The 13,729-nt window shown below is 67.5% G+C and carries 12 protein-coding genes and 1 pseudogene; 5 read left to right on the top strand and 8 right to left on the bottom strand.

What is annotated here, in order from left to right; genetic code table 11:
- Positions 1 to 1,004: 1,004 nt before the first annotated feature.
- From ACWD02_RS05820 to ACWD02_RS05810, 3 genes are all read left to right on the top strand, one after another.
- Positions 1,005 to 1,427, top strand: a complete 423-nt coding sequence (locus ACWD02_RS05820) for an RICIN domain-containing protein (protein ID WP_451204863.1) — start codon at positions 1,005 to 1,007, stop codon at positions 1,425 to 1,427.
- Positions 1,428 to 1,634: 207 nt separating this feature from the next.
- On the top strand, positions 1,635 to 2,153 hold the full coding sequence (locus tag ACWD02_RS05815; protein WP_451204861.1) for a hypothetical protein: 519 nt from the start codon (positions 1,635 to 1,637) through the stop codon (positions 2,151 to 2,153).
- Positions 2,154 to 2,239: 86 nt separating this feature from the next.
- On the top strand, positions 2,240 to 2,389 hold the full coding sequence (locus tag ACWD02_RS05810) for a hypothetical protein (protein WP_451204859.1): 150 nt from the start codon (positions 2,240 to 2,242) through the stop codon (positions 2,387 to 2,389).
- Between the two features lie 282 nt (positions 2,390 to 2,671).
- Here ACWD02_RS05810 and ACWD02_RS05805 read toward each other — a convergent pair whose 3' ends face one another.
- A complete protein-coding gene (locus ACWD02_RS05805) occupies positions 2,672 to 3,727 on the bottom strand; it encodes a fatty acid desaturase family protein (RefSeq protein ID WP_451205859.1) in 1,056 nt (351 codons plus the stop codon).
- A 21-nt stretch (positions 3,728 to 3,748) separates the two neighbouring features.
- Positions 3,749 to 4,837, bottom strand: coding sequence for a ferredoxin reductase (locus ACWD02_RS05800; protein WP_451205856.1), 1,089 nt, complete (start codon positions 4,835 to 4,837; stop codon positions 3,749 to 3,751).
- A 627-nt stretch (positions 4,838 to 5,464) separates the two neighbouring features.
- Here ACWD02_RS05800 and ACWD02_RS05795 point away from each other — a divergent pair.
- Positions 5,465 to 6,650, top strand: a pseudogene (locus tag ACWD02_RS05795) (IS30 family transposase).
- Positions 6,651 to 7,339: 689 nt separating this feature from the next.
- Here the strand turns inward: ACWD02_RS05795 and ACWD02_RS05790 are convergent.
- Both ACWD02_RS05790 and ACWD02_RS05785 read right to left on the bottom strand, forming a co-directional pair.
- The gene (locus ACWD02_RS05790) at positions 7,340 to 7,741 is read right to left on the bottom strand and encodes a DUF5994 family protein (protein WP_451204857.1); all 402 of its coding nucleotides are present in this window, start codon (positions 7,739 to 7,741) and stop codon (positions 7,340 to 7,342) included.
- 63 nt (positions 7,742 to 7,804) lie between these two features.
- On the bottom strand, positions 7,805 to 8,791 hold the full coding sequence (locus ACWD02_RS05785; protein ID WP_451204855.1) for an acyl-CoA desaturase: 987 nt from the start codon (positions 8,789 to 8,791) through the stop codon (positions 7,805 to 7,807).
- Positions 8,792 to 9,523: 732 nt separating this feature from the next.
- Here ACWD02_RS05785 and ACWD02_RS05780 point away from each other — a divergent pair.
- Positions 9,524 to 10,072, top strand: coding sequence for a DUF5994 family protein (locus ACWD02_RS05780; RefSeq protein WP_451204853.1), 549 nt, complete (start codon positions 9,524 to 9,526; stop codon positions 10,070 to 10,072).
- Positions 10,073 to 10,615: 543 nt separating this feature from the next.
- On the opposite strand, the gene ACWD02_RS05775 is transcribed toward ACWD02_RS05780, so the two are convergent.
- The 4 genes from ACWD02_RS05775 to ACWD02_RS05760 form a co-directional block, all read right to left on the bottom strand.
- Positions 10,616 to 11,332 carry an ANTAR domain-containing protein gene (locus ACWD02_RS05775; protein ID WP_451204851.1) on the bottom strand — a complete coding sequence of 239 codons (717 nt, stop codon included), beginning with the start codon at positions 11,330 to 11,332 and terminating at the stop codon, positions 10,616 to 10,618.
- A gap of 90 nt (positions 11,333 to 11,422) precedes the next feature.
- On the bottom strand, positions 11,423 to 12,181 hold the full coding sequence (locus tag ACWD02_RS05770; protein ID WP_451204849.1) for a GAF and ANTAR domain-containing protein: 759 nt from the start codon (positions 12,179 to 12,181) through the stop codon (positions 11,423 to 11,425).
- A complete protein-coding gene (locus ACWD02_RS05765; protein WP_451204847.1) occupies positions 12,181 to 12,786 on the bottom strand; it encodes a hypothetical protein in 606 nt (201 codons plus the stop codon). The genes ACWD02_RS05770 and ACWD02_RS05765 overlap by 1 nt, the downstream gene beginning before the upstream one ends.
- A 56-nt stretch (positions 12,787 to 12,842) precedes the next feature.
- Positions 12,843 to 13,277: an STAS domain-containing protein gene (locus ACWD02_RS05760; RefSeq protein WP_451204845.1), complete on the bottom strand. Its 435-nt coding sequence runs from the start codon at positions 13,275 to 13,277 to the stop codon at positions 12,843 to 12,845.
- Positions 13,278 to 13,729: the final 452 nt, after the last annotated feature.

The following is a 13,729-nucleotide window of genomic DNA, read 5'->3' as shown; positions in this document are numbered from 1 at the left end:
CATACCTGCCTCGTGCCTCCTGTCGTAGCCCTTGTTGATCAAGCTCTCGACCAGGTCGGCGAGTGTGTCGGTGATGTTGTCGGATGGCTGCACGTTTCCCTGGACAGCCAACCGGGGCAGGCCCAGTGACGTGGGCATCAAGCTCTAGTGCACGGTGGCTGACCAGCGGACCAGGCAGTCCACCTCGATCAGGCCAGGACCCGGTAGTGCGGCAGTGCCGCGGATGAGATTGTTGCATCCCTGCAGGGCCGTCGCTTGGCCCCCATTGAGTGGCTGGTGTGAGAAGCCTGCGTACCCATTGCCCACCTCCAGTTTCAGCGTGGTGCGCTCACCGGTGCAGAGGAGTACACGGGATGACGGCCTGGGCGCTGGGGTCACCAGCTTGGGCAGCGAGTGTGCGGCGCGAAAGCCGATGGCCCAGCGGGGGAACGGTGAACCATTGGACATCTTCCTCTCCTTGAGGTGTGTGTACGAGGATGCGGGCGTAGGCGCAGGCGGGGCGGGCGGTAGCCGGGTGGTCGTACTATTGGCCTGCGTATCGGGAGTGCGTGTGCACCGTCCTCTCGCCTTCTTGTTCTGTCATCTCACACGCCTGGTAGCGGAGTTGAGTCCTGCCTCGGGTCGCCTTTGCGCCTGCCCGACGTGAACAAGCAAGCCACCGCCCTGCGCTACAGGACCGACCGTCGCTGACTCACGAGTATCGGTTCCCCTTCTGGCTGCGTTCCGGCCAGCGAGTGGCCGAGCCCGGTGGCCGACGGCTGGGTCGCGGGGCTGGGCGCCGTCTTGACGGGTGGCCTGCCGCGCAGACGGGCAAGGGTCGGCGTTTCGGTCGTCTTTGCCTCCATGATGGCGTGATTGAACTGCTTTTTCCCTTGTTTGCCAGCCATGTTGCATAAGGAGTGGATGACCGGGAGTGCCTGTTACGGGATGAGTGAGAGGTATTTAGGGTGAAGGTGCTCGATCGGAACAGGCATCCGCATACCCGCCCTCATCTGGAGAATTTCATGGCAGTTCTGCCCGACGGCGAGTACCTGATCAAGAACCCCGAGACGGACCTCTACATCGATCTGCTCAACGGCAGCGCTGAGCAGAACACCCCGATCGTGGGTCTCCCGCTGACCAAGGAGCCCAACCAGAAGTGGAAGGTCACCACGACCAACGGCGTCAACGAGTTCGTCATCAAAAGCTCGGTGAGCGGCGAGGCCTTCCTGGGCCTGAGCGTCATCAGGATCTTCCCGCCGAGGATCGCGGCCGAGCCGATCCCGGTCCGCTGGTCGATCGAGCCGGTGGGCGACGGCCAGTACCGGATCGCGTTCCCGTTCGTGGACGGTGTGGTCTCCCTGCCCGAGTCCCGTCCGGGCGCCCAGCTGTTCAACGAGCCGTTCCACGGCAGCCCGATGCAGTTCTGGCATTTCGTCCAGGCCTGACCGGCTGGACAGGTCGCTGAGGTATGGCGCGGTCACGCCCCCAACCGGGCGGCGTGACCGCGCCATTCGCCATGCGTGCTCATCCTGCCGCGATGCGCCGCATCGACGCCACCCTGCCTCGGTTGATGCGACGTGCGGAACAAGACCAGTGTTGAACGGACGATGAAGGCGCTCTGGAGCGCCTAGTGGCAATGGTGGCCGCGCTGGGTGGCCTGGGCAACGATGCTGTGGGCGGTGCTGTATGCCGGCTTCGGCCTGGCGCGTGCGCTGAGCGGGACCTCCTTGCATTACTACGGCGGTGACGCAGGGGTCTTCCGGCTTGGTTGGGCGGTCGTGGCGGTGGGCATGCTGGCGACGTTGGCCAGCGGGGCGGTGATGCGGTACCGGCTGCGGCCAACGTTACGAGTGCTGCTCTGGGTGGTCTGTGGGATGGCCGGGATCACCGCGTTCAGCCTGCTGACGGATGTGATCACGCTGATGGTCGGTCAGGGCGTGGACAGCCAGGCTGCCGATGCGAACAAGGCCCTGGTGGCAGTCGGGGCGGTCCTGCTCGCGGCCACTGCCCGGCCCGGCCGCCGGTCCGCCGGTACTGTCGTACGAGCGCCGTCCGCTGAACGGCGGTTCGCCCCAACTCGCTCCCTGGGCTGGGACGCTGGCCTTCGTTCCGTACGCGGCTATGAAGCTGGTCTGGGCGTCCGGCGGCACGTTCGCGGGGATCACCCGTGAGGAGATATCACGGGGGGCGGGGGCGGAGTCCGATCTCAACTTCCTGTCTCTCCCACGTTTTTGCCCCGTGCGGTTTCGCGCCGCGGATGATTCGCAGTACCCGTCTCCTCGGCCTGGTCAACACGATGGACCCCAAGCTCGTTGCCGCCGCATTCGGGATGACGGCCGAGTCGACGCTGGCCCAACTCGTGGACCCGTGCCGCTGTCCTGCTTACTGGGCGACCTCCGTGTCCTGACACCCGCTCAGGTTTTCTACGACACCTTCCACACCGGTCACCAGTCACCGGCCGACGAGCCGTTTCGCCAGGGGTCGTGATGGGCCTGGTGCAACGCGCTCGGCGGGGCGCGGGTGAAGTTTCAGTTGATCAATGGTTGTTCGGGCAGGGGGCCAGCCTGTAGTGCGAGGTGCTTGGCGGTGGTGAGGGCTTGTTGGCAGACGACCCATAATTCGGGCAGCGTTTGGTGGGCGCCGCCTCGTTGAAAGAGCTCGGTGACCGCCCAGCTTACGAGTCGGCCGTTCAGCGCGGCAGCGCGAAGCGCAGGATGCGTCCCCAGGTGGAGCCGTACTGCCGCCACAGCGGGCCGGTGACGTACGGGATGCTGTACTTCTCACAGAGTTCCCGCACGCGCGGGGCGATTTCGGCGTAGCGGTTGCTGGGCAGGTCGGGGAAAGCATGGTGCTCGATCTGGTGGCCCAAGTTTCCGCTGAGCACGTGGAAGAGTCGGCTGCCCTCGATATTGGCCGAGCCCTGGATCTGGCGCAGATACCACTCACCACGCGTCTCACCCTCGACGTACTCCTCGGTGAACGTCTGGACATCACCGGGAAAGTGGCCGCAGAAGATGATGGTGTGCGACCAGAGGTTGCGTACGGTATTGGCGGTGAAGTTGCCCAGCAAGCAGGGTAGGGCGGAGGGGCCGGCCAGCAGCGGGAAGAGCGCGTAGTCCTTGACTAGCTGCCGGGAGGCCTTGGTGAGGAATCTGCTCAGGTCACGGGCGAGGGAACGCCACGGCTTGCGGCCGGTGGCGACGGCATCGGGTTCCAGGTCGTAGAGTGCGATGCCCCACTCGAAGAACGGTGCTAGCACGAAGTTGTAGAGCGGCTGGGCGACATGGCGCGGCAGCCAGCGCTGGTCGGCACTCATGCGGAAGACCACGTATCCGAGGTCCCGGTCACGGTTGACGACGTTGGTCCAGGTGTGATGCAGATGATTGTGGGTGTGCTTCCACGCCTCCGCGGGAGTGAGGAAGTCCCACTCCCAGGTGGCCGAGTGGATTGCCGGGTCACCCATCCAGTCCCACTGGCCGTGCAGGATGTTGTGGCCAAGTTCCATGTTCTCCAGGATCTTGGCGACGGAGAGCATGGTGGTACCGGCGGCCCAGGCGGGCGGGAACAGCGAGACGGCCAGGGCGATCCGGCCGCCCACCTCCAGGCCGCGCTGGGTGGCGATGACCGTACGGATGTAGTGGGCGTCTTCGGCGCCGCGCGCGGCGATGACTTCGGAGCGGATCCGGTCGAGTGCCTGGCCGAACTCCTCACCGATGTGCGTGTCGGTGGGCGCGAGTGGGGTCACGGTCACGGGTCTCCTTGGGGGCTAGGCATCGAGGACCAGCGATCCGGCCGCAGCCGAGACGCATGTCTGAATCAACTGCCCGGCCCTGTCGTTGAGGTCGCCGGTGCGCAAATCGCGCACGCGGCCGTACGTGAGGGGAGTGAGGCAGCCAAAGCAGATGCCGCGCCGACATCCGTACCGCATCACCACTCCCGCCGACTCGCCCACGACGAGCAGCGGGGTGCCGGCGTCCGCGGTTACCTCGGTACCGGTACGGGTGAACAAAACCCGGCTGCCGGAGGCGGGTTCGTGGTCCGGCGGCAGGATTGGAGTGAGCTGGAACCGCTCGACGTGGAGCCGCTCCTCGAGCCCTGCCCGGTGCCAGAAATTCTCCACCGCGTCCAGCAGGCCGGCCGGACCGCAGGCCCAGGTCTCACGCTCCGGCCAGTCAGGACAAAGCCGCCCCAGGCTTAGCGGTGTGAGCCTGCCGTGCTGCCGAGTGTGGTGTTCGTGGTAGTCCAGCCAGCTCAACCGCTGTCGTGCCGAGTGCAGTTCGGCACTGAAGATGCTGTCGCGGGCCGTGGGCGCACTGTGCACCAGCACCACGTGGGGGTGCGGAGGTCTCCGGCGTATGAGCGTGCGCAGCATGCCCATGACCGGGGTGATGCCGCTGCCCGCGGCGACCAGCAAGATGCGGGGTGGCAGACGCTCCGGAAGGAGGAAATCGCCTTGCGCCGGGCCGATGCGAAGGACCGACCCCACCGGCGTCCGGTGGGCCAGTCGCGGGGACACCAGCCCCTCTGGTGCCGCCTTGACGGTGATCGTCAGAAGCCCGTCCTCCCGCCCCGGGGCTGAGGTGAGGGAGTACGTCCGCCAGTGCCACACGCCGTCCACTTCGACGCCGAGCGGAAGGTGCTGCCCAGAGCGGTACCCCGACCAGCCCCGGCCGGGCCGGAGCGTGAGCGTGGTGGCATCCGCAGTCTCCGGGCTCACCGCTGTCACCCGCCCCGCCGGGAAACGGGCGCCAAGGAGCGGGTCGATCAATCCGAGATAGTCGTCCGGGGTGCAGGGACTGGCCAGCCAGGAGACGGCGGCCAGCAGCTTGTTCGCGAGGGCCGGTAACGCAGGCATGCACGGATTCCTCTCCTCACGCAGCACGACGGATCGTGTACGTCGAGTCGTCCCGGGACCGGCTGAAACCACGTAACCACGGCTGTGCGAACAGGCGTGCGGCGAGGAGAGGCATCCCGCCACACACGACCTGCGGAATCCGGCGAGAGTGTTTTGCACAGTGTGGCTGCCTGCGGGGATGTACCGGGACAGGCCTGCGGGAATGACCGGAAGGTGATACCGATGCGATGCCGCTGCACGCTGCCGCGCGAAGCAGCCGCCCCAGGGGCCTACTGCATCCCGTTGACGCGGCCTGCGAGCGAGCTCCCTGGGACAACGCGCCCCTCTGCCCGCTCGCCATGACGCCTGGTTCCGTTTGTGGATCGTGCCTGCTGCGGAGGTCTTCCAAGGTATTCCGGAGAACGTAGCAAGGGGCCATGTCGGCGAGAGGGGACGCTCTGCGGCGTCCCCTTGTCCGTTTCGTTCTCTGTAGCTGTGTAGCTCTATAGCTCCTGTACGTGGTGGTGTCCGGGTGGTGACGGTCGGAAGGACGCGGCGCCGGAACCACGTGTGTCGGCGCCACGGGTCCGGCCGTCGTCAGAACGGCGCCGGAAGCTGACCCGCGAGCGGGCCGCATACTTCCAGCTCATGGAGCAGGGCTACAGCACCCGGGAAGCGGCCCGCATCGTGGGGATCGATCTCCGCACGGGCAAGAAGTGGCGTAACGGCCAGACCTCGCCCGGCAAGGGTCGCAGGGCGACTCCCCCGATCTACCAGGACCATGGACAGACGTCCGGACACCTGGCGGATCCCGGGGAGCCGCCCTCCCGGCCGTCGCGGTACTTGCAGGAGCACGACCACGTCCACATCGCTGATCGGCTGCGCGAGAAAGCATCGATCCGGCAGATCGCCGCAAGCTGGGCCGCAGTCCCTCCACGGTCAGCCGCGAGATACACCGCAACCGGCGCACCATGCCGAACGGCGGCTGGTACTACCGGCCGCACACCGCTCAGGCCCGTGCTGATGCTCGCCGGCCCCGCCCGAAGCTCGGCAAGATCGGCCAGAACATCGAGCTGCGGGACTTCGTCCAGGACCATCTCACGATGCGGTGGAGCCCTGAGCAGATCTGTCAGGCTCTGCGGCAAGCTTCCCCGACCGGCCGGAGATGCACGTGACCCACGAGACGATCTACCAGGCCCTCTACGTCCAGGGTCGCGGTGAACTGCGCCGGGAACTGACCCGAGCCCTCCGCACCGGCCGGGCCCGACGGCGTCCCAACCGCCACGTTCACAAGCGCGTCTCCCGCCCGGTCAAGGGCATGGTCATGATCAGCGACCGGCCCGCCGAAGCCGAGGACCGGGCCGTCCCCGGCCACTGGGAAGGCGACCTCATCATCGGCAAGGACGGGCGCTACGCCATCGGAACGCTAGTTGAGCGGTCCACGCGCTACGTGATGCTCGTGCACCTGCCCCGCGGCCACAGCGCCTTCGCGACCCGCAACGCTCTCGCCGCCACCGTCCAGACCCTCCCGCCGCATCTGTGGCGTTCCCTGACCTGGGACCAGGGCTTGGAGATGGCCGCCCATCGGGCGTTCACGGTGGCCACCGACATTCCGGTCTACTTCTGCGATCCGGCCAGCCCCTGGCAGCGCGGGTCGAACGAGAACACGAACGGACTGCTGCGGCAGTACTTTCCCAAGGGCACCGACCTGGCGGTCCACACCCTCGAAGACCTGGCAGCCGTCGCCGCTGAACTGAACCGCCGGCCACGCAAGACCCTTGGCTGGCAAACCCCTGCCGCGCGGCTGCGTGAGCTGACAGCTCCCTTGAACTGATCTTCGCATACCGGGGATCGTCGCTTTCCCAGGGGTAGACGAAGAGGCCGGGCTGGATGCCCCATGCGTTGAGAACGGTGCTCAGCTCAGACTCGTCCGGGGCGTCGGCGGACCTGATGAGGGCTGCGCCGATGTCGTAGTCGAAGCCATCAATGTGCTCGGGGTCGTATTCACAATGCTGCAGCCGAAAGCTACGTTCAACGTCGCTGCGAACCCATCCCTCGCCCCGAGCCTGGACATCCGGCTCGCTCTGTGTGGGACGGATGTCCACGAATGCGCGGCGATCTGGTCGTGATGCGGGGACTTCCGCAACCAGCCTCCTCCCGAGTCTGAGCGCGGTCAGTTTGTCCGTCGGCCAGTCCGATCCGTCATTCATGGGGCTCATTCTGTTCCTGCCCGTGGAGGGCTGAGGAGCGGGGGCCGGGTGGGACCTCTGTGAGCCGCTCAACCCCGGGCTCGCCGGAATGCAGTGCAATCCCACCGACAACGCAGCAGTGGCTCGACTGGGAGTTCCCAGCCGAGCCACTGCTAACACTGCTCGACAGACACGCCAGTGATCACGTGTTGCGACGATCCCTAGAATCCGCCCACCCGGGGGGCGGGGGCCTTTACCTAGCCGAGGCAGGCCCGACGTGTGCCTGCTTTCTTTCTGGGCCGGGTAGTTGCGGGCGAACGAGGGGCACGGCCCGTCACGGGTTGGCGACTATTCCCACGCGCGTCATGATCGACTCTGCTGCCTCCTCGGTCGTATCCGGAGGCACGACCATCAGGTCCCAGCGCCCCTGGCCGGGGGCGGTAAGGATGATGGTGTGCGCGGCAGTGGTGGTCCGGCGCCTCCGCAGACGGACGACCTGACTGGAGACGAGTATCCGGCCCGGCGTCGGTGACCACGCCGGGCCGTTGAGTATGACGCTGGTGATGTCACCCCAGGTGCGGGGCAACCCGGCGATCAGTGCGGGGAGTTCGGCGAGTTGGTCGTACGAGCGCGGCCACCATGCCCCGTCGATCGGGCGAGGCCCGCCGGAGGGGGGCGCCAGCCGCAGGCGGAGCAAGGGCTGGGAGGGAAGAGGGGAGATCGGCGCGAGTGTCATGAGGTGCGACTCCTGCCTGCTGCTGTGTCTGGACGCGCGGGTGCTTGCCGGCTCGAAGAGCCGTCAGATGCGGCGGGCGGCGACCCGGTCCGGCGACGGCCAGCGCACCTCGTGCACGAGGCCGAGGCGTTCGAACAGGCGGATGACTGCGGCCGACGGGTCGAGCTGACCTCGTCCCACCCCGTGTCGGGCGCTGGTCGGATCGGCGTGGTGGAGGTTGTGCCAGCTCTCGCCGAAGGAGAGCAGGGCGAGCGGCCACAGGTTGGTGGCCCGGTCGTGGCGCCGAGTGCGGAAGGGGCGCTCACCGATCATGTGGCACAGCGAATTCACGCTCCACGTGACGTGTTGCAGCAACGCGACACGGACAAGTCCCGCCCACAGCAGGCCGGTCACTCCGTGGAGCCAGCTGCCGCCGATCGCCCAGCCCAGGCCGAATGGCAAGGCGAGAGTGAGGAGACACAGCGCCGGAAAGGCGCGGGAGACCGCACGGATGTCACGGTCGGCCAGCAGGTCAGGGGCGTAGCGCTCGGCTGACGTAGGGTCGTTGCGAAACAGCCAGCCGACGTGCGCGTGCAGGAGACCGCGCAACTGGCCCCGCAGATGCGTGCCGTAGCGGTACGGGGAATGCGGGTCGCCCGGGCGGTCGGTGAACGCGTGGTGGCGGCGGTGTGTGGCGACCCAGCCGACGGCATCGCCTTGGAAGCTCATCGACCCGGCCACCGCGAGAGCGATGCGCAGGGGGCGGACGGCCCGGTAACTGCCGTGCGTGAGACCGCGGTGAAAGCCCACCGTGACACCGAGACCCGTGACCACATACAAGGCGATCCCGAGGGCGATGTCCCCGGGATGGATCAGACGCCCCCACAGCAGCCATCCGGCGGCACCCAGCGCCACGAACGGCAGCATGACGATCACTGCTGTCACCGCCACGGACAGACGCTCCCCGCCGCCCCGCGGCGGCATCGACTTTCCTGCCGGGAAGGGGGACGTGCCGTCGTAACTCCGCCCCGGCGGGAGTGTGGTGGTATGCGTGCTGGACTTTACGGACATGTGCGAGCCCCTCGGCAGGTTGCGGGTGGCGCGGCCGGGGGTCGGGGGCTGCTCCTGAAGGAAGGGCGAGGGGGAAGAAGGAGGGTGCTCCAAGTGATCGGGCACCGGCAGACACGCCCTCGCCTCCTCTATTTTACTCCCGTCCACCCGCGAAAGCCCTGGACGTACGCCGACGACCGCGCGTATTCCTCGTACGCCGGCGCCAGTTCGCCATCATTTGCGGCGCCCCGACGTCCCGTCAGCACGCGGCGCGGCGGACGGGCCTGCGCCCTGGACACGACCATCGTCCGCCCCACCGCGTTCGGCGGCTGTCCCCGGTCGGCCCCATGCCTACCCCACGCGTTCGGTCACCCTTTGCCGCGCCACTTCGCTCCCCGGATCGGTGTGTGTGGGGGGGATCCCGGACCACGGGTTACATGGATCACGGCGTCTGGGCGCCCGCCCAGACGTGCCCCGCACGAGACGAGGAGACATGCGTCGGCGCCCCCGGCTGATCATCGCGGCGGATGACTCCGCCCTGCGCCTCGCCGGGCCCGCGCGGAAGACGACCGTGGCACCGCGCCGTCGGAGGAACGGACCGTGCGCCGACGGACTCGTCACGGAACCTGCCCGCAGGAGTAACGTGAAGACACCAAGGGCACGTCGTACTCCGGCATCCACGCGGGATTCGTCCTCGGCGACCATCTGGCATCGAGAGCGGCCCTCGTGTCGCCTCGAGGACGGGTTCGCACCATGATCGCGACCATCATGCCCTCCCGCACCTCCACGCCTCTTGCGATGTCTCGGGCCCGTGTGGCGCTGAAATCTCCGACGGGCCGTGACCTTCTCGACGGCGCCTGGTGGCCCCGCTCGCGCGACTTGGCTGTCGAACTCGTCGCCTTGGTCGACGAACTCGATCCCCAGTGGGGCCGCATCACCCGCGTCGCCGTGAATCCGATGCTTTGGCCCGTCGTTCCGGACAAGGTGACCGTCCACGACCACGTGGTGAAGATCGGCTGGTTTACCCCGGAACTCGACCCGCACGAAATACTGTTGTTGTCCTACGGCATCGGCCGCTGGGACCTGTTGGTGATCCCACCCGAAACGGGTGACGTGAGCGCCGCCCGGCTCATGAGCGCTGCCTGTGCCCGGGACGAACGCCCCCTGAGCGCCACCGATCTCATCGCGGCGGAGACCGCGCGCGAAATGAGCGTTGGGGACCGGCCGCAGGACGCGCAGGAGTCCTGGGAGTACGAGGGCGGCGCCGTCTCCATCCACGCCCGTACAGACGCCGGGCGGTGACGACGACGGACGCGGCACTCACCGCAGCCGTCCTTCTGCTCGTGGTCACCATCGCCGTGTAGGTGATCCAGTCTCTCAACACCCACCATGCCGATGGGATCGCGCTCATCGGGCGGGGGCAGTAGGTGATTTGGGGCGCGTCGCCGCCGTGACCGTATCGCGGGTGGGCGTGTCTCAGCGTTGGCGTTCATGACCGCTCTTGAGCTTGGGTGCCCAACGGGCGGCACCGGGAGCTGTGGTCTCAACTCTCCGGTGCCTTCATCCCGGTCGACCTGCGGATGCCCTGCTCGGGTGTCCCCTGGCATAGAACTCAAACCGCCGAGTCTTTCGCGTATCAAGGGTTTTACAGCTTTCTAGGTACAAAACTGCTAAATCCGGGCGGCCTCGACAGGGGGCAGGGGCCAGGGCCCGACGGACCGGAGTCATGCAGGTTTGCCCGGCACGGCCGAGTATTCCCGGCGGCGGAGAACAGGCCGCTGCGGTGCGACGCATCGGCCTTCCTGTGGAGGCATACGGCGGCGGCCGACGCTCCTGTGGCACGGGTCAGGGCATCAGGCCGGCGAGGGGTTCGGAGTCATCCACGAACGCACGGGCCACGTCGGACAGGCGGCGGTTGTGAGCGCGGGCGTAGCGGCGCAGAGCGATGAATGCCTCTTCCATGTTGACGCTGTGGCGCTCGGCGAGCTTGCCTTTGGCCTGTTCGAGCAGGACGCGGCTGTTCAGCGCGGTCTGCAGTTGCTCGTTGAGGATCGTGGTGCGGTGGGTGTCCCGCTGCTGGAGCAGGCTGATGGTGGCGACGTCGGCCAGGGCTTGGGCGAGGGATGTGGCAACCGGATCGAAGAGGCCGGGAGTGGCACGGAAGAGGTTCAGGGCGCCGACGACCTCGTCCCGCAGGCGCATGGGCAGGGCCTGGACCGCCCCGAACCCGAGCGGCTGGGCCTGGGCGGTGAATCGGGGCCAGCGGGCGGTCTCCGTGCTGAGGTCGGGAACAGTCACCGGCATGCCGGTGCGGCAGCAGTCCAGGCAGGGGCCTTCGTCGTTCTGGAGCTGGAAGAGTTCCAGCAGGCGCACCTGTTCGTCGGAGGCAGCCATGACGCGGAGTTCGCCGTTTCGGTCCGCGAGCAGTACTCCGGCGGCGCTGGCGCCCAGCATCTCCACACAGCGGTCGCTCAGCAGGCGCAGGAAGTCGATCAGGTCGAAGTCGGCGACCAACGTGTCCGCAAGCTCGACGAAGGTCTTGGCCAGGAGTCGCTCATTCATCGTCAACACCCTTTATGGAGTTTGGTCCTGCCGGGAGAGAGGGGAGGGGAGTGCGGCGGCATCGCGTGCGCTGTGCGTCGAGCGAGGTCGTCAGGAATCCTCGTCGGTCCGGATCGGCTCTGCGTGTGGCGAGAAGCGGAGCCGACGAGCCACCACATCGTCTGCCACCACGGTGAGCCGGAGTCCCTGAGCGTAGGCGTAGGCGCGCAGTCGGACAAAGGCTTCCTCGATGCCGACGCCGAGCTGGATGGTGAGTATTCCGGTGGCCTGGGAGATTTCTGCCCGGTACCCGCCCAAGTCTTCGACGTGTCTTTTCGGTCCGCCGCCACCGGCTGGCCCACCCGTCGCGTCGATACGTGTGTCGAACAGGACCAGCGTCGCGAGGTCAGCGAAGGCCAGCGCGTCGACCAGCGCATCCGCACCCAATCGGACCGGGCCCTGGGCGTACAGGTCCAAAACCCCGGGGCTGATCGCACCGCTTTGCAGAGGCAGAGAGAAGACCGCACGCGCTCCGGCATCCAGCGCCGCATCGGCGAACATGGGCCAACGATGGTGGAGTTCACGGCTCTGCAGGTCGGGTGTCAGGACGGCCGATCCGTGGGTGAAGGCGTCCACGCACGGCCCCTCGCCCAGCGAGAGCTGCAGTTCTTCCAGCCGCTCGCTGATGTCGTCGGTGCTGCACAGCGGATGGCTTGCCGCGGTTCGGGACATCGCCGATATGCCGGCCCCGCCGACCGGCAGAAAGGCCACCGCCGCGGTGCACACGTCTATCAGACCGGCCCGGGCACCACGCAGAGCTGCCTGTTCGGCGACCAGCACGCGGATCCGGGATGAGCGGCCGTTCGGCATCACCGGGTCACCGCGTCCGCGCAGGGGGAGTCTGTTGCTTTGATGCGCTCCAGGGTCCGTTCGCCGAGCGGCAGGATCAGGACACGGATCATCGTGCGGCCCGGCGGCCGCCGGAAGCCTCCGATGTCCAGCCATCCCCATGAGCGGAAGGCATCGAGGGCGACATGATCGGCGGGATCCACCAGGATTGCCCCGAGCGACGCCTGATGGTCGGTCAGCAGGCGCTCCTGCAGACGGCGGGCCAGGGCCTTGTCCTGGGGATGCGGACGGATCAGGATGTTGGTGATCGCGAATACGGTGTCGGATTGGGTCAGTTGTTCGATGGTGCGCGGTAGTTCGCCGCCGAAGCCGAGCCGCCAAGAGCTGTCGCCGAGTACCGGGAATCCGAAGGCACACCCCACCAAGCCGTCCGCCTCCGCGATCACCATGGCGAACCCCGGCCGACGGATGTCCTGGGCCAGCCGGCTCAGGAACTCCTCCGGGCTGCGGCGGCGGTACCCCATGGCGTGCTCGGTCGCGCAGCAAGCCTCGTACAGATCGGCCAGATCCTGGCGCAAGTCCTCCATCAGCCAGCGGTTCACCTGCCGCAGCCGCACCGCGGCCATCTCGGACGGCCTGTGGCCGACGGTCTGCGGCTCCTGCTCACGCCAGGTCTGGGCCCTCACAGCACTCCGCCCGAAGCGGCAGCAGAGAGCGGAGCGAGGCGAGGCGAGGGCTCGAAGGACGCCACAGGAGAGGGAGCCGGGGCGAGGGGGAGGGGCGCCGGCACGAGAGCGGGCGCAAGCCCTTTGAGCAAGTAGCCGCAACCGGTGCGCTCGAGCATCCAGGCCAGCGTGGGAGGCGGGTAATGCAGGAGCAGCGTCCCTCCGGCCGCGGTGGTGTGCTGAAACGCCTCGATGAAGGTGTTGAGGCCGCAGCAGTCGCAGAAGGTGACGGGAGTGAGGTCGACGTCGATGGTGCGTATGCCATCGCGCAGGCACTGCTCAAGGGTTGAGCGCACCAGTGGCGCGGTCCCAAAGTCGATCTCGCCGGCGAGGGTGATCAGTGCCTGGAACCTTCTGTTGCGCCGGTAGACGTTCAACTGCGGCAAGGCCATGGTGCCTCGTTCCTGGTACTTGCCGACACAGCCAGGGGATGCGGCCGGATGACCGGCTCCTCTGGGACGCGTGCGGCAAGGGCATACATTCGGCGGAGGCAGCGAACGGGCAGTGCGACAAACTGTCCATGGGGACAGTGCGCTGCCCGGTTCCTCCAGGGGGATGCACCGGGCGATCGGACGAAAAAGGTCCGCTTCCCGCGGCATCTGTGTTGAGCAACAACAGGTCCGCCGGGGTCCAGGACGTCCGCTACTTCAGGGTACTCCCCATTCCGCCCACATCGGCGCCCGTCACCCGGCCGATCTCAGGGTTGGACCCGGCACCCGGTTCCGTCGGGCCGGAGGGTAGGCGTTCGTGGTGTCAGCAGACTCTGGTCACGCGCCCTCGCGACCGCTGGTCCGGCAGATCCCATGGGATCTGCCGGACCAGCGGTCGTTGGACGAGGGGAGTG

The organism is Streptomyces sp. NPDC002853 (assembly GCF_053591915.1).
This window is presented reverse-complemented; position numbering and strand designations above follow the sequence as displayed.